Source organism: uncultured Roseovarius sp. (assembly GCF_913054395.1).
In the GTDB taxonomy this organism is placed as follows: Bacteria; Pseudomonadota; Alphaproteobacteria; order Rhodobacterales; family Rhodobacteraceae; genus Roseovarius.
The window spans coordinates 1-20,755 of record NZ_CAJXIP010000059.1; the positions used below are offsets into that span (position 1 = coordinate 1).

Sequence of the window (20,755 nt, forward strand, 5' to 3'; positions counted from 1 at the left end):
GGTGCTTTACGTTGCCCCGGCCGCCAACCTGAGCGGCCTCGTCTCCGGTGATCCAAAGGCGTTCTTTCGCGGGCTTATGCCGCAAAGCAATGAATATGCCCGCCTGATGAAGCAAAAACTTCGGCTGGAACATCTGCTGGCGCAGGGCGGATGGGGGGCGATGGTGCCCGCCAGCACCCTCAAACCGGGCGAGAGCGGGGCCGCAGTCGTGGCGCTGCGCAACCGGCTTATCAACATGGGTTACCTGGCACGCAGCGCGAGCCCGCAGTATGACGCGGCGCTTCAGTCCGCCATTCAGGCGTTTCAGGCCGATCATGGGCTAGAGACTGACGGCGTGGCCGGCACCACCACGATTGCGGCGCTTAACATATCGGTCGAGCAGCGCCTGAAGTCGGTGATCGTCGCCATGGAGCGGGAGCGCTGGCTGACCCCGAACCGGGGCAAGCGTCACATTCTGGTCAATCTGACCGATTTCAGCGCCCGCATCATGGACGATGACACCCTGACCTTTCAGACCCGCGCCGTGATCGGCAAGAACCTTAGCGACCGGCGCAGCCCCGAGTTTTCCGACGAGATGGAGCATATGGTGATCAACCCCACCTGGCATGTCCCGCGCTCGATCGCCGTCAAGGAATACCTGCCCCAGATGAAGCGCAACCCCAACGCCGCGTCGCATCTGCGGCTTTATGACAGCCGGGGCCGCGAGGTAAATCGGGGCGCGGTCAATTTCGGGGCCTATACGGCCCGGAATTTCCCCTTCGCGATCAAACAGCCGCCCTCGGACCGCAATGCGCTTGGGCTGGTCAAATTCATGTTTCCGAACAAGTACAACATCTATCTGCACGATACCCCGCAAAAGGCGCTGTTCGGCCGCGAAAAGCGCGACTTCAGCCATGGCTGCATCCGCCTGCAACAACCGTTCGACTTCGCCTATACGCTGCTGGCCAAGCAAGAGGCCGATCCCAAGGCCTATTTCCACTCGGTTCTGAACAATGGGCGCGAGGCGATTGTGCCGCTCAAAACCCATGTGCCGGTGCATCTCATCTATCGCACCGCCTTTACCCAGGCACAGGGGCGCACCCAATATCGCGGCGATGTCTATGGGCGGGATGCAAAAATTTGGGACGCGCTGGAAAAGGCAGGGGTTTCGCTGGGCGCGGTTCAGGGCTAAATACCGCTTCAAACGAAGGGGATATCCATGGCCTATACCATTCAAGAGATTGCAACGGCGCTTGGGGCAAAGGCATTCGGTGCCGTTGATTTGGAAATCGACGGCCTGGCCGAACCTGCGGATGCAGGCACGCGCCACCTGGCACTGGCGATGAAGCCGGAATATGCCGATGCCCTCGGGCAGGGGGCCGCGTTGGCGGCGGTCATCTGGGAGGGCGCCGACTGGCAGGCACTTGGCCTCAAGGCCGCGATCGTGGCGCCGCGACCGCGTTTTGCGATGTCAGGCCTCACCGCCATGCTTGATCCCGGTCAGGGGTTTGGCGCGGGGGTTCATCCCTCTGCGATCATTGACCCCGAGGCCGAGCTTGGCGAGGGCGTCAGCGTCGGACCGCTGGCGGTGATCGGAAAGGGCGCGCGGATTGGCGCGGGCTCGATCATCGGGCCGCAATCTTTCATCGGAAACGACGCGCGGATCGGCGCAAAAGCCTACCTGCGCGAAGGTGTGCGCATCGGCGCGCGCGTGGTGATCGGCGAGCGCTTTATCGCACAGCCCGGCGTGGTGATTGGCGGTGACGGGTTTTCCTTCGTGACGCCAGAGCCTTCAACCGTCGAATCCGCCCGCGCCACCCTTGGCGATCAGGGCGATGGCACTGCGCAAAGCTGGACCCGGATTCACAGCCTTGGCAGCGTGACCATCGGCGATGATGTCGAGGTCGGCGCCAACAGTACCGTGGATTACGGTACCATCCGCGACACCCGGATCGGCAATGGCACCAAGATCGACAATCAGGTGATGATCGGGCACAATGTGCTTATCGGCAACGATTGCCTGCTCTGCGGCCATGTCGGCATCGCAGGTTCGACCCGGATCGGCAACAATGTGGTTCTGGCGGGCAAGACCGGGGTCAGCGACAATATCTTTATCGGCGACAACGTGATCACCGGCGGCGGCACCGTTGTTCTTGCCAATATCCCGGCGGGGCGGGTGATGCTTGGCTATCCGGCTATGAAAATGGACACCACGATGGAGGTCTTCAAGGGCTTCCGCCGGTTGCGGCGTTTGTTCGATGATGTCTCCGAGCTTAAGAAAACTGTTTCAAAGCCGCCCCATAATCCCTAAATCCGGATCAAGAACCGGTTCATAGCGGAAAGACATTGCCATGAGCATCAAGGATCGTGTTATCGCCATCATCGCCGAACAGGCGGTTCTGGACCCATCAGATGTCAGCCTCGACAATACCCTAGATGACCTGGGCATCGACAGTCTGGGCCTTGTCGAAAGCATCTTTGCCATCGAGGAAGAGTTCGACATCACCGTCCCCTTCAACGCCAATGAGCCAAGCGAAAGCGATTTCGACATCTCATCGGTCAGCACGATCATCGCGGGCATCGAACGGTTGGTGAAAGACCAGTCGTGAAGCGGGTTGTCATCACCGGCGCGGGCACGATCAACGCGCTTGGCGCCACGGTGCCGCAAACCCTTGAGGCCATGCGCGAGGGCCGTTGCGGGATCTCAGAGCTTGAGTTCCGGGATGTCGAACGCCTGTCGATCCGGATTGGCGGACAGGTCAGGAATTACGACCCCGAGACCCGGTTCAATCGCCAGCAGCTTGCGCCGTTCGATCGCTTTACTCAGTTTACCATGATCGCCGCGCGCGAGGCGATCGCACAAGCGGGCCTTTCGTTTTCTGGCGAGTTGGCGGCACGGGCCGGGGTGATCCTTGGCAATTCGGGCGGCGGCATGACCACGCTCGACGAGAATTACCGCTCGGTTTACGAGGACGGCAAGAACCGGGTGCATCCTTTCGTGGTCCCCAAGCTGATGAACAACGCCGCCGCCAGCCACCTGTCGATGGAATTCAACCTCAAGGGGCCAAGCTTTACGGTCTCGACCGCCTGTGCATCATCCAATCACGCCATGGCGCAGGCCTTTCAGATGGTGCATGGCGGGATCACCCCGGTGATGGTTACCGGCGGGTCGGAATCGATGCTTTGCTTTGGCGGGGTCAAGGCCTGGGAAGGGCTTCGCGTGATGAGCCGTGACGCCTGTCGACCGTTTTCGGCCAATCGTAACGGAATGGTTCAGGGCGAGGGCGCGGCGATTTTCGTCTTCGAGGAATACCAGCACGCCCGCAAGCGCGGCGCCGAGATATTGGCCGAAGTGGCGGGCTTTGCCATGACCTCGGATGCCTCTGATATTGTCATGCCCTCAAAGCAGGGGGCCGCGCGGGCGATGCTGGGCGCGTTGAAAGACGCGCGCGTCAATCGCGACGAGGTCGGCTATATCAATGCACATGGCACCGGCACCGCCGCCAATGACAAGACCGAAAGCGCCGCCGTGGCGGATGTGTTCGGGGCCCATTCCGACCGCTTGATGATCTCATCGACCAAGTCCATGCACGCCCACCTTATCGGCGGCACCGGCGCGGTGGAATTGCTGGCCTGTATCATGGCGCTACGTGACGGGATCATCGCACCGACCATCGGCTATGAAGAACCCGATCCGGAATGCGCGCTTGATGTGGTGCCCAATGTCGCGCGCGAGGCCAGGGTCGATGTGGCGCTCAGCAATGCCTTTGCCTTTGGCGGGCTGAACGCCGTTCTGGCGTTGCGCCGGTTTGGCTGAGCGCGGGAAGGGCCGCCCCGTCACCCACATGAAAAAGGCCGCCGGACATCAATCCGGCAGCCTTTACAATTGCGTCACCTTGGGGGGATCTGGCCCCTGTCGGATTACTGTTTCAGAACCGAGGCATTCTCGAATGCTGCGGTAAAGCCCTTGAGTGAGACCGGGATTCTGACCTTTTGATCGGGCGCCTGTGCCGGAACTATTTCGACCGAGGCTTCAACGCCGCGTTTGAGCGCATCGATATCCGCCTGTGCCAGGCCAATCCGGGCAAAGCATCCGCCCATGGTGCAGAAGGAATAGGCATAGCTTTTCGCCTTGCCATCATCGACCGCGATTTTGATCTCTTCGGTCAGAAGCGTGCCAAGCGGTACGGCAATCGTTGCCCCGGCCACGACCGGCGCGCCTTTGGGCAGACGATACAGGCTGAACTCGGCAACCGGATTGCCGGCCTCTTCTGTCAAAAGCTGGTACATCTGGCACAGGTCTTCTTCGGCACCGGTGCGGAAGCATTTCATCTGCCAGTCGTCATAGGTCGCCTTGATATAAGACGGATCCTCTTGCGCTGCCTGTCCCTCTGGAACCTCGCGGCCGGTATCAAGACCTTCGACGGCAGCCGCCGCACCGTTTTCCTCGGAGGCAGGAGCCGCCTCGGCGGGTGCCTCTGTCTCGGTGGTGGCCTCTTGCGCACTCAGAGAGGTGCCCAATGCAAGAACGGCGATCAGTGACAGTTTCGAAAGAAATTCAGGCATCGTTTCCCCATGACAAATCGGAATATTTCCTGCGGCCTATCATGGCCGGACAGAAGAGTCAGGATCAAATCAACAGGACGCGAGGCTCCTCTGGCAGATTTCCGCTAGGGGCAGGGCAACGGTCGGGGGCTTTGTGTCCAAAAAGAAAGAGGCCTTGCGGCCTCTTTCCTGTCTCTCCCCGTCGGACCGGCCGACTTAGTTATTGACGCGGACGCTAGGACAGAAGGCCGCACCCGTCAACAGGGTAGTTCGCAAAATGGTAAAAAAAGGCCGCACCCGGAGGCGCGGCCAGTCTGACAGGGAGGAAGTCACCCGGCAGCAGAGGACATTCTGTTCCGGGCATGGATTCAGACTGGCATGGAAACCTTAACTTTGTATGGTCAGAGCGTGACGATTTTTGGACAAGGGATGACAGGGTGCAGAAAACGCTATTCGTAGGCGGCGGCGGGCCGGATTATTCAGAACCGCAGGATCTGCTGCTGAAATACGGCAACCGGCACGGCCTTATTGCGGGGGCCACGGGCACCGGCAAGACCGTCACCCTGCAAATTCTGGCCGAGGGGTTTTCCGATGCCGGGGTGCCGGTGATCCTGTCTGATATCAAGGGCGATGTCTCTGGGATGGCGGTGGCAGGCGATCCGGCGGGCAAGCTCCATACGCCCTTTACCGAGCGCGCCGAGAAAATCGGCTTTGTCGATTTTCGCTACGACAGCTATCCGGTGATCTTCTGGGATCTGTTCGGCGAACAGGGTCACCCGGTACGCACCACCATTTCAGAGATGGGGCCGCTGTTGCTGTCGCGCCTGATGGGGTTGTCGGATGCGCAGGAGGGTGTGTTGAACATCGCGTTTCGCGTGGCCGATGAAGAGGGCCTGCCGCTTCTGGACATGAAAGATCTTCAGGCCCTGTTGACATGGGTCGGGCAGAATGCCGGTGACCTGTCGCTGCGCTATGGCAATGTCGGCGCCTCTTCGGTCGGAGCCATCCAACGCTCGCTTCTGGTGCTTGAAAATCAGGGCGGCACGCATTTCTTTGGCGAACCGGCACTTTCGCTGGACGATCTGATGCGCGTCACGCCCGAGGGGCGCGGTTATATCAACATTCTTGCGGCGGATAAGCTGATCGCTTCACCACGTCTTTATGCGACCTTCCTGCTCTGGCTTCTGAGCGAGCTGTTCGAGACGCTGCCCGAGGTTGGCGATGTCGACAAACCAAAGCTGGTCTTCTTCTTTGACGAGGCCCATTTGTTGTTCGAGGATGCCCCCAAGGCGCTTGTCGACAAGGTTGAACAGGTGGCGCGGCTGATCCGCTCCAAGGGGGTGGGGGTCTATTTCATCACCCAGAACCCGGATGACGTGCCCGAGGATATCCTCGGGCAGCTTGGCAACCGCTTTCAACATGCCTTGCGCGCCTTTACCGCGCGCGATCAGAAGGCCTTGAAACGGGCGGCAGAGACCTATCGGCCCAATCCGCGCTTTGACACGGTCGAGGCCATTCGCGATGTCGGCGTCGGCGAAGCGGTGACCTCGATGCTGCAAAACAAGGGCGTGCCGGGGGTGGTTGAACGTACCCTGATCCGCCCGCCTGCAACCCGTCTTGGCCCCTGCGACGCTGCCACACGGCGCGCGGTGATCGACGCCTCGCCGGTCAAGGGCAAATACGAAACCGTCTTTGATCGTCACTCTGCGCATGAGATGCTCTTCGCCCGTGCCGAGGCCGCCGCCCAAGAGGCGGAAGAGGCCGAGGCCCGTGCCGCCGCCGAAGAAGCCCGCCAAGCGCAGGCCGCCGAAAAGGAACGTGAATTCAAGACCGCACGCCGCTATTCCGGCGGCGGGAGTGAAAGCCGCTCAAGCCGGTCGCGCAACGCCACCGCTTCGGGGGGCTTTGGCAAGGCACTGACCGATGTGGTTCTCAAAGAGCTGAAAGGCACGACCGGGCGCCGCCTTGTGCGGGGCATCCTCGGCAGCTTATTCAAAGGGCGCTAGGTCGTGCGCGGCGCGCAGCGCACGGCGATCAGATCGTCGCGCAGCGTCGCGTACATCTCTTCGGCGCGCGCGATGCGGCTTTGCTTGAGGCCCTTGCTCTCGACCCGGATCAATGCCTCGCAACCGATGAAAAATGGCAGCCAAAACCTGCGCTCGACACTGGTCAGGCCAAAGGCCTCGGTAAAGGCCTCGATCCCAAGCCGGTCAACGCCCAAGTGCCGCTGACCCGATGGGATCATGCCGCGCCGCCCCATATGAACCAGAAAGCGCGCGATATCCTTGCAGACAGGAATCCGCGCCGAGCCGCCAATATCAATGCCCGTCAGCCTGTCCCCGGCCAAAATCAGATTGTTGGGGTGAAAATCCCCATGACAGATGGCAACGCGCCATTCCGCATCTTCAAGCGCCTTCGCCAATCGGCGCAGCTCGTCCAGAATGTCGATCTCGATTGCGCGCAGTCGGGCAAAGGGCTGGGTGGCCGACGCCCGTTTGGCCCGCGCCAGCCAGCCCGCCGCATTGCCCGCCCGCCAGCTTTCGCTGCCTTCGGTGTAATGGCGCAGCCATTCGGCGGCGGGCCGCAGGTGCTGGGCGCGGCTCTCGGTCTCTGAGTGCCACAGATGTTCCAGCAGGGGCGCGCCGCTGATCTGTTCGATTGCCAGGATGCCGTGATCCGGCAGATGCAAAAGCGGCTCGGCCACACGATAGGCCCCGCTGTTCATCAAGGGCCAGATTCGCGTCATCTCGCGCCATTCACGGCCGGCCATTTCGCCCTGATCGGCGGCAAATATGCGAAACACGACCGCGCGGCGCCCCAGGCTTCCGGTCATCACCGCACGCTTGCCGGGCACGATGCGCAAAACCTCGCTCATCTCGCCATCCGCAAGCGCGGGACAGGCGGCGCGCGCTGCCTCAAAGCGCCCATGCAGAGCATGCAGCACCTCCAGGTCGGGCAGCGGGGCAGGGGTCGGCAAATCGCTCATGGCGCCACTGTCCCGCAGCCGCAAAGGGGCGTCAACCGAATTGCACCCCCCCGCCGACATGGCTATGGTGCTGCTTGAAAAACAAGCAGCAGGATACCCGCAATGCCCGATACACCCGTCTCCGAAATGTCGTTCGAACAGGCGATGAAAGAGCTGGAACAGGTTGTTGGCAAGCTTGAGCGCGGCGATGTGGCGCTTGAGGATTCGATCAGCCTTTACGAACGTGGCGCATTGCTCAAGAAGCGCTGCGAGGCCAAGTTGAAAGAAGCCGAGGAAAAAGTTGCCGCGATCACGCTTGACGGCGACGGACAACCCACCGGCACCAAACCGGTCGAGGGGCTAAAGGCGGGATGAAAACCGCGCTTGCTCAGGACGCGGCCCGCATTCAGGCGCATTTCGATCAGGTCCTTTCCGGTTTTGCCGCCGGCCCCGTGACGCAGGGGATGGGCTATGCCACGCGCGGCGGGAAGCGGATTCGCGGGTTTCTGGTGCTGGAAACCGCGCGCCTGCACGGCGTTGATGGCGCGCGCGCGATCTGGCCCGCCTGTGGCATCGAGGCGCTGCATGCCTATAGTCTCGTGCATGACGATCTTCCGGCGATGGACGACGACGACCTGCGCCGTGGCCAGCCGACAGTGCATGTGAAATGGGATGAGGCGACGGCGGTTCTTGTCGGGGATGCGCTGCACTCGCTGGCTTTTGAACTTGTGACCCACCCCAATGGAGCAGAGCGCACCGACATCCGCGCCGATCTTGCGCTCAGTCTTGCGCGGGCCGCCGGGGGGCAGGGGATGGTGCTTGGCCAAGCGCTTGATATTGCCGCTGAAACCGCGCCAACCCCACTGACGCTTGAGGAAATCACCAGGCTTCAGGCGGGTAAGACCGGGGCGCTTATCACCTGGGCCGCCACTGCGGGCGCGCGTATGGGCGGGGCCGACCTGGCGCCGCTGACGCGATATTCCGAGGCGCTCGGGCTGGCTTTTCAGATCCAGGACGATGTGATCGACGTGACCGGCGACGCGGCGCAGGCCGGCAAGGCGGTGGGCAAGGATGCCGCCGCGGGCAAGGCCACCTTCGTGTCGCTTCTCGGCCTTGATGGCGCCCGCGCCGAGGCGCGGTCGCTTGTTGACGCGGCCTGTGACGCGCTGTCATGTTACGGTGACAGGGCCGAGACCTTGCAGCAGCTTGCCCGCTTCGTTATCTCGCGTCAGACCTGAGGGGGCACCGCCCTGAATTTACCCCGCAAGGAGGGGCTTAATGCCGAACCGTCCAGACACACCGCTGCTTGATCAGGTCGCCACACCTGCCGATCTCAAACGGTTTTCCGATAGCCAGCTGACGCAGCTGGCACAGGAACTGCGTGCAGAAACCGTTTCGGCCGTGTCACAAACCGGCGGCCATCTTGGCGCCGGGCTTGGTGTGGTCGAACTGACCGTGGCGCTGCATTCGGTGTTTGATGCGCCGCGCGACAAGATCATCTGGGACGTCAGCCACCAATGCTACCCCCACAAAATCCTGACCGGGCGGCGCGACCGCATCCGCACCATTCGCCAAAAGGACGGGCTGAGCGGTTTCACCAAGCGTAGCGAGAGCGTCTATGACCCGTTTGGCGCCGCGCATAGCTCGACCTCGATCAGCGCCGCGCTCGGCTTTGCCGTGGCGCGCGATCTTGGCGGCAATTGCCCCACCGGCCACGGAGATGCAATTGCGATCATCGGCGATGGTGCGATGAGTGCGGGCATGGCCTTTGAGGCGATGAACAATGCCGGGCACCTCAAGAAGCGGCTGATCGTCATTCTTAACGACAACGAAATGTCGATTGCCCCGCCGGTCGGGGCCCTGTCATCCTATCTTTCGCGGCTTTATGCGGGCGAGCCGTTTCAGGAATTCAAGGCCGCCGCCAAGGGGGCCGTGTCGCTTTTGCCGCCGCCCTTTCAGGAAGGCGCCCGGCGCGCCAAGGAGATACTCAAGGGTATGGCCGTGGGCGGCACATTGTTTGAAGAGCTTGGGTTTTCCTATGTAGGTCCGATTGACGGGCATGACATGCAACAGCTTTTGCCGGTATTGCGCACGGTGCGCCAACGCGCCACCGGGCCGATCCTCATTCATGTGCTGACCAAAAAGGGCAAGGGCTATGGCCCGGCCGAATCCGCGCGCGATGGCGGCCACGCGACAGCCAAATTCGATGTGCTGACAGGCAAGCAGGCCAAGGCGCCCTCGAATGCGCCAAGCTATACACGGGTCTTTGCCGACGCCTTGCTGGCCGAGGCGGCGCGTGACGACAAGATCTGTGCGGTGACGGCGGCGATGCCCGATGGCACCGGGCTTGACCGCTTTGCCGACCGCCACCCGTCGCGGTGTTTTGACGTCGGTATTGCCGAACAGCACGCGGTCACCTTTTCCGCCGGGCTCGCGGCGGGCGGGCTCAAGCCGTTTTGCGCGCTTTATTCAACCTTCCTTCAGCGGGGCTATGATCAGGTCGTGCATGATGTTGCAATTCAGCGCCTTCCGGTGCGCTTTGCGATTGATCGCGCGGGCCTTGTGGGGGCCGATGGCGCGACCCATGCTGGCGCGTTCGACACTGCCTTTCTGGCCAATCTGCCGGGCATCGTGGTGATGGCCGCCGCCGATGAGGCCGAACTTGTGCATATGGTTGCCACCGCCGCCGCCCATGACGAGGGACCGATTGCGTTCCGTTATCCGCGCGGCGAGGGGGTCGGCGTCGAGATGCCAGAGCGCGGCGAGGTTCTTGAAATCGGCAAGGGCCGGATCATCCAAAGCGGAAGCCGCGTGGCGATCCTCTCGTTCGGGACCCGGCTTGGCGAGGTGATGAAGGCCGCCGAGTCACTGCGCGCGCGCGGTATCACCCCCACCATCGCCGATGCCCGCTTTGCCAAGCCGCTGGACGAGGCGATGATCCTTGATCTGGTTGCCAATCACGAGGCGCTGATCACCATCGAAGAGGGCGCCATCGGTGGCTTTGGCAGCCATGTGGCGCAACTTCTGGCCGAACATGCGATCTTTGACCGGGGCCTGAAGTTCCGCTCCATGGTGCTGCCGGATATCTTCATTGATCAGGCGAGCGCGGAAGACATGTATGCCGTCGCGGGGCTTGATGCCGCGCAGATCGAGGCCAGGGTGCTTGACGTGCTCGACATCGCGCAAATCGGTGGAAAACGCGCCTGAACACCCCATATGATGGTGGCGCGTCTGTGCCATTGCAACCATGTGGAGGGGTTTCATGTTCCGTTTCGCCGCAGGTCTTCTCACCCTGCTCCTGACGCTCGCGCCTGCCCATGCGCTCGACAGCAGCGCCGGAAAGCTGGTGGTGACGCCGATGGTCCAGGACCTGGATCAGCCTTGGGCAATTGGCTTTCTGCCGGACGGCGGGGTGCTTGTGACCGAACGCGGCGGGCGTCTTTTGCTGATTGCACCGGAGGGGCGTCAATCGCTCAAAGGCCTGCCAAAGCTGGCGACGCGCGGACAGGGCGGCCTTCTCGACGTGCTTGTACCGCGTGACTTTGCCCAATCCCGAGAGCTTTATTTCACCTATGCCAAGCCGCAACAGGGCGGCGAGGGCACCGCGATTGGCCGGGCCCGGCTCACGCCCGGCGCCGATCGCCTGACGGGTTGGACGGTGATCTTCGAACTGACGCCGGGATCGTCGGGCGGGCGCCATTTCGGAAGCCGCCTTGTCGAGGGCCGCGACGGGTTCATTTACGCCAGCATCGGCGAGCGCGGCGACCGGCCCTCGGCCCAGGATCTTTCGCGCGAAAACGGCAGCATCATCCGCATCGCCCGCGACGGGAGCATTCCCGATGACAACCCCTTCCTCAACACCCCGGGTGCCCGTCCTGAAATCTGGTCTTACGGCCACCGCAACCCGCAGGGCGCGGCGCTTGATCTATCGGGCAACCTCTGGGCCGTTGAACATGGCGCGCGCGGCGGCGACGAGGTCAACCAGATCAAGCCCGGTGCCAATTACGGCTGGCCGGTGATTTCCTACGGTCGCCATTATTCGGGTCTCAGGATCGGCGAGGGCACCGCCAAGCCGGGGATGGAGCAACCCGCGCATTACTGGGATCCGTCAATCGCGCCCTCTGGGCTTATGATCTATTCCGGTGCGCTCTGGCCAGAATGGCGTGGGCATTTCTTTGTTGGCAGCCTCAAATTCGATTACATTTCACGCCTCGCAGACAGGCCGCTCTCAGAGGTTGAAAAACTGAAATCGCCGGAAACCAATCGCGTCCGCGATATCCGCGAGGCCCCCGACGGCAGCATCTGGTTTCTCAGCGTCACCGAGGGCGCGGCCTATCGGATCACTCCGAATTAGGGCTAAGGCCCACCATTTCTTCTTGCTGTAAATATCCCGGGGGTGTGGGGGCTGGCCCCCACATGCCTCACCTGAAAAAAGCGATACCACCATGCAACATTTTCTCGATATCCACAAAACCCCAGCCGACCAGTTGCGGGGCATCATCGATCAGGCGCGCGAGATGAAAGACGCGCGCTCGGGGCGTCCTCGGGGGACGCCCGATGACGATCAGCCGCTGGCAGGGCGCATGGTTGCGCTGATCTTCGAGAAACCGTCGACCCGTACGCGGGTAAGCTTTGATGTGGGTGTGCGCCAGATGGGCGGGCAGACCATGGTATTGTCGGGCGCCGATATGCAACTTGGCCACGGCGAGACGATTGCCGATACGGCGCGGGTTCTGTCGCGCTATGTTGACCTGATCATGATCCGCACCTTCGACGAGAGCGTGCTTCTGGACATGGCGGACTATGCCGATGTGCCGGTGATCAACGGGCTCACCGACCGCACCCACCCCTGCCAGATCATGGCCGATATCCTTACCTACGAGGAGCATCGCGGCCCGATCAGGGGCAAGAAGGTGGTGTGGTCGGGCGATGGCAACAATGTCTGCGCCTCCCTTTTGCATGCCGCCGGGCAGTTCGGCTTTGATCTGACCTTCACCGGACCGATGCAGCTTGACCCTGAGGCCGAGTTCATCGGCATTGCACGCAAGGCGGGCAGCACCATCACCATCGAGCGCGACCCACTCAAGGCGGCCGAGGGGGCCGATTTGATCGTGACCGATACCTGGGTGAGCATGCATGACAGCCAATCCACCAAGGAGCGTCGCCACAACATGCTGCGGTCCTATCAGGTCAATGACAAGCTGATGGAGGTCGCCAAGCCGGACGCCATATTCATGCACTGCCTGCCGGCGCACCGCGAGGAAGAGGTGACATCGGCGGTGATGGACGGGCCGCATTCCGTGGTCTTTGACGAGGCTGAGAACCGGCTGCATGCACAAAAGGCGGTCATGCGCTGGTGTCTTGGGGTTTAAGACCTCTCCGCCGTCGGGCCCCAGGGTTTTCGGCGAAAATTCCGGGGCTCAGCCGCGCTTGCAATTTTGTTCCCAAGGCGTAGCGTAAGGGCGTGAGGTAAAGAGGGACAGCGGGCGGATGTCAGGGGCACAGATCGGTGTTTACGGTCTTGGAACGATGGGGAGCGCTCTGGCGCTGAACATCGCCGGGCATGGCTTTGACGTGGCTGTCAGCAATCGCGAAACCGACTGGATCGCGCCCTTTCTTGAAGAGGCGGGTGCGCTTGCGGCCCGCTTGCGCGGCCATGACACGCTCGAAAGCCTTGTGGCGGACCTCAAAAGCCCGCGCGTGATCCTGTTCATGATCCCGTCGGGCGCGCCAATGGATGCGATGATCGCGGCGATCACCCCCTTATTGTCGCCCGGCGATACGGTGATAGATGGCGGCAATGCCAATTTTCACGACACCCGCCGCCGCGCCGCCGCGCTTGCGGAAAAGGATCTGCATTTTGTCGGGCTGGGGGTGTCGGGGGGCGAATTTGGCGCACGAAACGGGCCTTCGATGATGATGGGGGGATCGGATCACAGCTGGCAACAACTGGGTCCGATCCTGCGCACCATAGCGGCGCAGTATCACGGTACGCCTTGCGTCGCGCATCTTGGGCCGGACGGGGCCGGGCATTTCGTGAAGACCGTCCACAATGGCATTGAATACGCCGACATGCAGGTGATTGCCGAACTCTACAGCCTGTTGCGCAATGGGGCCGCGATGGCCCCCTCCGAAATCGGAGCGCTGTTCACCGCATGGGACAAGGGCCCGCTGAAATCCTATCTGGTCGAGATCACGGCCAGGATTTTGGGCTATAGCGACCCTGAAACCGGGCATCCGATGGTGGATGTGATCAAGGATGCCGCCGAGCAAAAGGGCACCGGGCGCTGGACCGTGATCGAGGCGCTGCGCATGGGGCAATCTGCGAGCATGATCGAGGCCGCTGTCGGCGCGCGCGGCCGGTCTTCGGAAAAGGACACCCGGCAAAGGGCAGAAACCATCCTTGGTGGCGCCCTTGGCGCGTTTGATGGCACGCCAGAGGTTCTGGCCGAGGCATTTCTGGCGGCCCGAATCCTGTGCTACGCGCAGGGGTTCCGTATCTTGGCGGCTGCCTCAGAGGAGTATGACTGGAGCCTCGATTTTGCTCAGATCGCGCGTATCTGGCGGGCGGGCTGCATCATCCGCTCGGCGCTTCTGGATGATATCGCGGAGGCCTTTGCCGGTGATATGCCCGAAGGCCAGCTTATCCTCTCGCCGGAGTTCGCCCAGACCCTTGCCCGCACCCTGCCGTCCCTGCGGCAGGTGGTGTGCAGCGCGTTTCATGGCGGGCATGCGGTGCCGTGCCTGTCGGCGGGATTGGCGTGGTATGACAGCATGCGGCAGGGCCATGGCAGCGCCAATATCATTCAGGCGCAACGCGATGTATTCGGCTATCACGGGTTCGAGCGGCTGGGGCAGGCGGGCAAGCATCATGGTCCCTGGTGGGAGTGAGCGGCGCCTGTGATCGGCGGTCGGATGCGCTCCGCGCGGGAGTATTTACGGAACGGTGAAAGCTGTAGGCGGGGCTACTTTCGACGCAGGTAGCGTTCGAGCACGATGGCGGGCATGGCACCACGCAGCATCATGTCGCCAAAGACATATGACGGCGCCAGGTCGAGGTCGAGATCGCGGGCCAGTTCTGCGTATTCGTCCATGTCAAGCAGGGTCACGCGCAGGTCGTAGGCCTGAGAGAGGGTGCGGAGTTCGGACTCGGCCACGGCGCATTCGGCGCACTCCTTGCGGGTGAACAGGGCGATCCGGTGGGCGGCCTGCTGTGCGCCAAAGCCGGGCAGGGCCGGGTCGAAGAGCCGGGGCGCTGCGCGAGCCAAGGCGCTCAGGTCGGCTTGCATGTCATCCGCATAGATGTTGATGGGCACGGAGCGCTCAGGCGGGCCATTTTGCGCGCGCAGGGGCGCCAGAAGGTCCGGGTTTTCAATCAAGGTCGCGCGGATGGCTTCGCCGAGGGGCGAGCGGGATTGCGTGGGCAGGTCCTGGGCCAAGGCGCAGAGGGGGGACAGCAGCCCCAGAAACAGGGCCACCGCAGAGTTCAGTCGGGGCATTGGTTAATTCGCGCGGATTTCGTTGGCGATCTCTTGCATCGCGTCCTGCGGAAGATACCCGCGCAGCATCTGGTGGCCCATCACGAAAGACGGGGTGCCGCTTATGGCGAGGCGTTGGCCGAGGGCGTGGTTGTCGGCGATTATCCTGTCCACGGCGTCGCTGTTCATTTCGGCGATGATCTTGTTGGCATCCAAACCGAGCGTATCGGCGATCCGGCCAAAGCCGGTTTCGTTCATCGTGCCGCTATAGGTCATCAGGGCATCATGCACCGCCTTGTAGGCGTCATCGCCCGCGACCTGCAACGTGGCGATGGCAAAGCGCGAGGCGAGCACGGACTCGGCACCCAAAATCGGGAATTCCTTGATGACATAGCGAATATTTCCGTCTGTTTCCAACAGCCCCGCGACCTCTGAATGGGCGCGGCGGCAATAGCTACAGCGGTAATCCATGAATTCGACCAGGGTGATGTCGCCCTCGGGATTGCCGCCAACCCACGAGGCGGAATCGCTGAACAGAGCCTCTGCATTGACCTGGACCAGATCGCTGTCGTTCTGGCTTTGCTGCTGGCTCTGGCGTTGCTCGAGAACGGCGACGGCCTCCATGATGATCTCGGGATTTTCGAGGAGATAGGCGCGGATTTCTTCGCGCAGCAGGGCGCGGTCCCCCTCTGACATCTGTTCCAGGTCAAGCGCCTGCGCAGGCAGCGACATGGCAAGGCAAAGGCCTGCGGCACTCAGAAGGGGGCGTATCATCGGCATTCTCACTTATCTCCGTTTTTCGGCAGCTTGCGCGGCAGAGAGCACATCCTGTGCCCGTTGCCAAGCGGCGGACCCGCGCGGCAAAAGGTCTGTTGCGCGTTTGGCGTGTATCTTAGCATCTTTCAGCCGCCCGACCATGGCATATCGTTCCGCTGTCAGAACCGAGGCCATGCCGTTGTTGCCCTGCTTGGCATAGGTCACGGCGAGATCGCGCATGATGCGCGGGTCACGGCCATCGCGGGCGCGCGACTTTTCAAGGAATTGCTGGGCCTTGGCCAATTGCCCGTCCGCCAAAAGCGCGCGCCCGTAAGAGCCGAGGATCAGGGCGTTGCCCGAGGCGAGGTTGGTGGCGCGGGCATAGGCGGCAACGGCGGGCTTGATCTGGCGGCTTTCCATCAGGATCTGCCCGCGCAATTCATGCAGGTAGGGGTCTTTGGGGCGCAGGGCCACCGCGCCGTCAATCGCCGGCAGGGCGCGGCGCAGGTCGGCCTGGCGGTGATAGGCCACCGCCTGACGCATCAGCTTAATATCCTGGAATCCGGACTCGCCTGCCCGCGTCAGGGTCCATTTCGGCGAGCGCTGAAAGGCCGAAAGTTTGCCCTTGGCGCGGGAGAACCAGTAATTGGCCAGCGGGTCGGGAGCAGGGGCGGCGGTTTGGGTTCCGGCCAGTTGCCTGATAGTGCGATAACGGTCGCGTGACAGCGGGTGCGTGCGTGCATAGGCGTCCTGACGGTTTGCCGAAAGCGCCTCTTGGCCGCGAAAAATCTCCATCACCTCGACCGAGCCGTTGAGATCGATGCCCGCGCCCCTCATGAAACGCATGCCGCTTTGGTCGGCGGCGTTTTCCTCGGCGCGGGTATGCGAGAAAAAGCTGCGCATCGCGGCGCCCTGAAGCCCTGCGGCGGCCCCGGCGGCAAATTCGCCGCTGCCTGCGATCGCGCCTGCGGCTACGGCCAATGCGGTGCCAAGCCCGGCGGCGGTGCGGGCGTTGCGCGCATTGATCGGGCGGCGCATAAGGTGGCCGTTCGCAATATGCGCGGCCTCATGGGCGATCACCGATTGCAGCATCGCCGGGGTTTTCATCCGAAGGATCAGGCCGGAGTGGATGAAGATACTGTCGGCATCGACCACAAAGGCGTTGAGATTGGGATCGTCGATCACCATGATGTCGACCCGGTTCGGGTTTAGCCCGGCGGCCCGCAGGATTGGCGAGGCCAGTTCGCGCAACGCATATTCGATATCGGGATCACGCAGCAGGGTGATGGCGCGCGCGGGCGCGGCCAGGCTAAGCGTCAGGATCACGGAAATCACGATAAAACGGAGAAGTTGCATTGACGGCGCAGGCCTTTCCCAGTGAAACGAGGGATCGAACACGCATAGTCTAGGAGCAAAGCGATGCGGAACTCAACCCGGTCCCAGGTCGATGCCTTTATCGTGATGGATGTGATGGAGGCTGCCCGCCGGGCCGAGGCCGCAGGGCGCCATATCATCCACATGGAAGTGGGGCAGCCGGGCACGGCGGCGCCGCAGGGCGCGCGCGACGCGCTTGCCCGCGCGATGGGTGAGGGCTCTATGGGGTATACGGTCGCGCTTGGCCTTCCGGCGCTTCGGTCGCGGATCGCGCAGCTTTATGGAGAGTGGTATAACGTTGATCTTTCGCCCGAGCGGGTGATCGTGACACCGGGGTCATCGGGCGCCTTCATCCTAGCCTTCACGGCGCTGTTTGATGCCGGTGACAGGGTTGGAATCGGCAGTCCCGGCTACCCGAGTTACCGTCAGATCCTGCGCGCGCTCGATCTTGTGCCGGTGGACATCGAGACAGCGGCGGAAAACCGCCTGCAACCGGTCGCGGCGGATCTGAGCGGGCAGGACCTTGCCGGGCTGATGGTTGCAAGCCCGGCGAATCCTACAGGGACGATGCTGGACCGGGGCGCGATGAGCGAGCTGATCGGTGCGGCCCAGGGACAGGGCGCGCGTTTTATCAGCGACGAGATTTACCATGGCATAGAATATGAGGCGAAGGCGGTCAGTGCGCTTGAGATCACCGACGAATGTTACGTGATCAACTCGTTTTCCAAGTATTTCAGCATGACCGGCTGGCGTATCGGCTGGATGGTCGTGCCCGAGGATCATGTGCGCGTGATTGAGCGGCTGGCACAGAACCTGTTTATCTGTCCGCCCCATGCCAGCCAGGTGGCGGCGCTGGCCGCGATGGACTGCGGCGAGGAACTTGAGGCCAACATGGCGGTGTATCGGGCCAATCGTGCGCTGATGCTTGACGGGTTGCCCAAGGCGGGATTTGACCGGATCGCGCCGCCGGACGGGGCGTTTTACGTTTATGCGGATGTCAGCCACCTGACCACAGACAGCCGTGGCTTTGCGGCGGAAATCCTTGAAAAAGTGGGGGTGGCCGTCACGCCGGGGCTTGATTTCGATCCGGTCAGGGGCGGGGGCACGCTCCGGTTTTCCTATGCGCGGGCGACGGCGGACATCGAAGAGGGGCTGCGGCGGCTGGCGCGTTTCATGGCGGAGCGCAACGCGGTGTGAAGTCGGGGATTTGAGTATTTATGGAAAGATGAAAATCATGAATGCCAAGATTTTGCCGTAATTCACCCGGCAAAGCGTCACATTCCTCAGCCATGTTTCAGGAATTCAGATCAGGCGCAGGGATGTACGTCATGGAACATATCAAACAAGGATATCGCGGATTGGGTGTTCTGGTGAACGTCAATGCCGATTTGCTGCTTTACGTAACAACGCTGGCGCTTGCGCTGGTTTGCGGTGGTTTTTTGGGCGCATTGTGAAGTGGGATGCCGAGGCGGACCACTCGCGTTTTGACAAGGCCAGACAGACCGGGTAGGGACATCTACAACGAGATGTCAGACTGGGTTTGAGCAATGAATTACAACGACGTTGACCGGCCAGTGCGCCTTCGCCTCATTTCCATTTTCAAGAGAGCGGAAGGGGCGGTCTTCTCGATTTTGCTGGCACTTGCCATGATGGTGGGCGCAGGTCAGGCCGAGGCGCAGTCTTACCGGTTTTCGTCTGTTGTGGTCGAGGGCAATCAACGGATCGAGCCCTCTACGATTCTGTCTTATGCCGGGATCGCCCGGAACGAGGCGGTGTCGGCAGGTGAACTCAACGAAGCCTATCAGAAAATTCTTGCCAGCGGGCTTTTCGAGCGTGTCGAGGTGGTGCCGCAGGGGAACCGCCTTGTGATCCGGGTCACCGAGTACCCCACGATCAATCGCATCGCCTTTGAAGGCAATAAAAAGCTTAAAGATGAAGACCTTGCAGGTTTCATCAAAAGCAGTGTCCGCCAGGTGTACAGCCCGACCCAGGCCGAGCGTGATGCCGCGACCCTAGCCGAGGCCTATAACCAGAACGGCCGCGTGTCGGCGCGCATCACCCCCAAGGTGATCCGGCGCAGTGACAATCGTGTCGATCTGGTGTTCGAAATATTCGAGGGCCGCAAGATTGAGGTTCAGCGGATCGGCTTTGTCGGCAACCGCGCCTTTTCGGACCGTCGCCTGCGCCGTGTGATCCAGAGCAAGCAAACCGGCCTTTTGCGCGCGTTGATCGAGCGTGACACCTTTGTCGAGGATCGCCTGCAATTCGACCGTCAGGTTCTGACAGATTTCTACAATTCGCGCGGCTATGTCGATTTCCGGGTCACCGGCACCAATGCAGAGCTCGCGCGCGAGCGCGACGCCTATTTCGTGAGCTTCAATGTTCAGGAAGGCCAGCAGTTCCGTTTCGGCGAGATTACGACCGTCAGCGACATGAACGGGGTCGAGGCCGACGCCTATCACGATACTCTGAAAATTCGGCCCGGCGTGGTCTATTCGCCAACACTCGTGGAGAATTCGATTGCCCGGATGGAGCGTCTTGCGATCAAGAACGGGGTTGATTTCCTGCAGGTTGATCCGCGGATCACGCGAAATGATCGCGATCTGACGCTGGATGTGGAATTCGTGCTGACGCGCGGGCCGCGCATCTTTGTCGAGCGGATCGACATCGAGGGCAACACCACCACGCTTGACCGGGTGATCCGCCGTCAGTTCGCCCCGGTGGAAGGTGATCCGTTCAACCCGCGTGCGATCCGTCAGGCGGCCGACCGCATTCGCGCGTTGCAGTTCTTTTCGGATGTCAGTGTCAACGCGCGCGAAGGCTCGCGGCCCGATCAGGTTGTGATCGAAACCGATGTCGAGGAAACCACCACCGGCAGCGTTTCGATCGGTGCCAGTTTCTCGACCAATAGCGGGCTTGGCATTCAGCTTGGCTTTAGTGAACGCAATTTCATCGGCCGCGGTCAGTCGCTGACTGCACAGATCGCGGCAAGCGCCGATACGATCAACTATAACATCAGTTTTGTGGAGCCTGCCTTTTTGGGTCGCAACGTGGCCTTCGGCCTTGATTTCGCTTTGCAGGAAACCGATAGCGAAAACAGCCTGTTTGACACGACCATCGGCACCCTGCGCCCAAGCCTGACCTTTCCGGTCAGCGAGAACGGACGCCTGGGCGTGTTCTATAATGCCACGTATGAGGACATGACCAACTATAACGGTACCTCCGGGATCTTGCAGGCCGAAGTCAATCAGCGCGACCTTTGGACAAGTGCCCTTGGCTATGAGTTCTCCTATGATACGCGGCGCACCGGGCTTAACCCGAGTGCGGGTGTATTGTTGTCCTTTGGCCAGGAATTTGCCGGGCTTGGTGGCGACAACGACTATATCAAGACGACTGCGCGGCTTGTCGGACAGACCACTGTCATGAACGAGGATGTGACACTGCGCGCCATTCTGGAAGGCGGCGCGATCGAGTTCTCGAACGGTCAGGACAGCCGCTTCTTGAACCGCTTCAACAACCAGATCATTCGCGGCTTTGAGCCCAACGGCATGGGGCCGGTCGAGGGCAACGAGGTGTTGGGTGGTGATTATTTCGCGGCCCTCAAGTTCGAGGCGGAATTCCCGCTTGGCCTGCCGGATGAATATGGCATTACCGGCGG

General features: G+C 61.8%; 19 protein-coding genes. 14 read left to right on the forward strand and 5 right to left on the reverse strand.

Features of this window, described 5'->3' with window-relative positions:
- From QZ522_RS09865 to QZ522_RS09880, 4 genes are all read left to right on the forward strand, one after another.
- Positions 1–1,171, forward strand: a 1,171-nt coding sequence (locus tag QZ522_RS09865) for a L,D-transpeptidase family protein (protein ID WP_294610530.1), incomplete at its 5' end; no start/stop codon positions are given.
- Between the two features lie 27 nt (positions 1,172–1,198).
- A complete protein-coding gene (locus QZ522_RS09870) occupies positions 1,199–2,290 on the forward strand; it encodes a UDP-3-O-(3-hydroxymyristoyl)glucosamine N-acyltransferase (RefSeq protein ID WP_294610533.1) in 1,092 nt (363 codons plus the stop codon).
- A 40-nt stretch (positions 2,291–2,330) separates the two neighbouring features.
- On the forward strand, positions 2,331–2,588 hold the full coding sequence (locus QZ522_RS09875; RefSeq protein ID WP_294610536.1) for a phosphopantetheine-binding protein: 258 nt from the start codon (positions 2,331–2,333) through the stop codon (positions 2,586–2,588).
- Complete coding sequence (locus tag QZ522_RS09880) at positions 2,585–3,796, forward strand: beta-ketoacyl-[acyl-carrier-protein] synthase family protein (protein WP_294610539.1); 1,212 nt, start codon at positions 2,585–2,587, stop codon at positions 3,794–3,796. Before QZ522_RS09875 ends, QZ522_RS09880 begins: the two co-directional genes overlap by 4 nt.
- Positions 3,797–3,900: 104 nt before the next feature.
- On the opposite strand, the gene QZ522_RS09885 is transcribed toward QZ522_RS09880, so the two are convergent.
- Positions 3,901–4,545 carry an invasion associated locus B family protein gene (locus QZ522_RS09885; protein WP_294610542.1) on the reverse strand — a complete coding sequence of 215 codons (645 nt, stop codon included), beginning with the start codon at positions 4,543–4,545 and terminating at the stop codon, positions 3,901–3,903.
- A 416-nt stretch (positions 4,546–4,961) separates the two neighbouring features.
- Between QZ522_RS09885 and QZ522_RS09890 the strand changes: the two genes are divergently transcribed.
- Entirely contained in the window at positions 4,962–6,530 is a 1,569-nt protein-coding gene (locus QZ522_RS09890) for a helicase HerA-like domain-containing protein (protein ID WP_294610544.1), read from the forward strand.
- Here QZ522_RS09890 and QZ522_RS09895 read toward each other — a convergent pair.
- Positions 6,527–7,510 carry a phosphotransferase gene (locus tag QZ522_RS09895; protein WP_294610545.1) on the reverse strand — a complete coding sequence of 328 codons (984 nt, stop codon included), beginning with the start codon at positions 7,508–7,510 and terminating at the stop codon, positions 6,527–6,529. The genes QZ522_RS09890 and QZ522_RS09895 overlap by 4 nt on opposite strands.
- Before the next feature lie 102 nt (positions 7,511–7,612).
- Between QZ522_RS09895 and QZ522_RS09900 the strand changes: the two genes are divergently transcribed.
- The 6 genes from QZ522_RS09900 (at position 7,613) to gndA (ending at position 14,380) form a co-directional block, all read left to right on the forward strand.
- The gene (locus QZ522_RS09900; RefSeq protein WP_294610548.1) at positions 7,613–7,864 is read left to right on the forward strand and encodes an exodeoxyribonuclease VII small subunit; all 252 of its coding nucleotides are present in this window, start codon (positions 7,613–7,615) and stop codon (positions 7,862–7,864) included.
- On the forward strand, positions 7,861–8,727 hold the full coding sequence (locus QZ522_RS09905) for a polyprenyl synthetase family protein (protein ID WP_294610551.1): 867 nt from the start codon (positions 7,861–7,863) through the stop codon (positions 8,725–8,727). The genes QZ522_RS09900 and QZ522_RS09905 overlap by 4 nt, the downstream gene beginning before the upstream one ends.
- 40 nt (positions 8,728–8,767) lie before the next feature.
- Positions 8,768–10,696, forward strand: coding sequence for a 1-deoxy-D-xylulose-5-phosphate synthase (dxs, locus tag QZ522_RS09910; protein WP_294610554.1), 1,929 nt, complete (start codon positions 8,768–8,770; stop codon positions 10,694–10,696).
- A gap of 55 nt (positions 10,697–10,751) precedes the next feature.
- Positions 10,752–11,843, forward strand: a complete 1,092-nt coding sequence (locus QZ522_RS09915) for a PQQ-dependent sugar dehydrogenase (protein ID WP_294610557.1) — start codon at positions 10,752–10,754, stop codon at positions 11,841–11,843.
- A 91-nt stretch (positions 11,844–11,934) separates the two neighbouring features.
- Positions 11,935–12,861 (forward strand): ornithine carbamoyltransferase, encoded by a 927-nt coding sequence (gene argF, locus QZ522_RS09920; RefSeq protein WP_294610561.1) that lies wholly within the window; start codon positions 11,935–11,937, stop codon positions 12,859–12,861.
- Between the two features lie 118 nt (positions 12,862–12,979).
- Positions 12,980–14,380 (forward strand): NADP-dependent phosphogluconate dehydrogenase, encoded by a 1,401-nt coding sequence (gene gndA / locus QZ522_RS09925; protein WP_294610564.1) that lies wholly within the window; start codon positions 12,980–12,982, stop codon positions 14,378–14,380.
- A 74-nt stretch (positions 14,381–14,454) separates the two neighbouring features.
- Here the strand turns inward: gndA and QZ522_RS09930 are convergent, their stop codons facing one another.
- Genes QZ522_RS09930 through QZ522_RS09940 form a run of 3 tightly spaced genes read right to left on the reverse strand, consistent with a single transcriptional unit; the run spans position 14,455 to position 17,079 of the window.
- The gene (locus tag QZ522_RS09930; protein ID WP_294610567.1) at positions 14,455–14,988 is read right to left on the reverse strand and encodes a hypothetical protein; all 534 of its coding nucleotides are present in this window, start codon (positions 14,986–14,988) and stop codon (positions 14,455–14,457) included.
- A 3-nt stretch (positions 14,989–14,991) separates the two neighbouring features.
- Positions 14,992–15,741: a DsbA family protein gene (locus QZ522_RS09935; RefSeq protein ID WP_294610569.1), complete on the reverse strand. Its 750-nt coding sequence runs from the start codon at positions 15,739–15,741 to the stop codon at positions 14,992–14,994.
- A gap of 12 nt (positions 15,742–15,753) precedes the next feature.
- Positions 15,754–17,079: a M48 family metalloprotease gene (locus QZ522_RS09940; protein ID WP_294610572.1), complete on the reverse strand. Its 1,326-nt coding sequence runs from the start codon at positions 17,077–17,079 to the stop codon at positions 15,754–15,756.
- A 63-nt stretch (positions 17,080–17,142) separates the two neighbouring features.
- Here QZ522_RS09940 and QZ522_RS09945 point away from each other — a divergent pair, with 63 nt between their 5' ends.
- The 3 genes from QZ522_RS09945 to bamA all read left to right on the forward strand — a co-directional run.
- Complete coding sequence (locus QZ522_RS09945) at positions 17,143–18,294, forward strand: aminotransferase class I/II-fold pyridoxal phosphate-dependent enzyme (protein ID WP_294610575.1); 1,152 nt, start codon at positions 17,143–17,145, stop codon at positions 18,292–18,294.
- Positions 18,295–18,425: 131 nt separating this feature from the next.
- Positions 18,426–18,551, forward strand: coding sequence for a hypothetical protein (locus QZ522_RS09950; protein ID WP_294610578.1), 126 nt, complete (start codon positions 18,426–18,428; stop codon positions 18,549–18,551).
- A gap of 192 nt (positions 18,552–18,743) precedes the next feature.
- On the forward strand, positions 18,744–20,755 hold a 2,012-nt coding region (gene bamA / locus QZ522_RS09955; RefSeq protein ID WP_294610581.1), incomplete at its 3' end, for an outer membrane protein assembly factor BamA.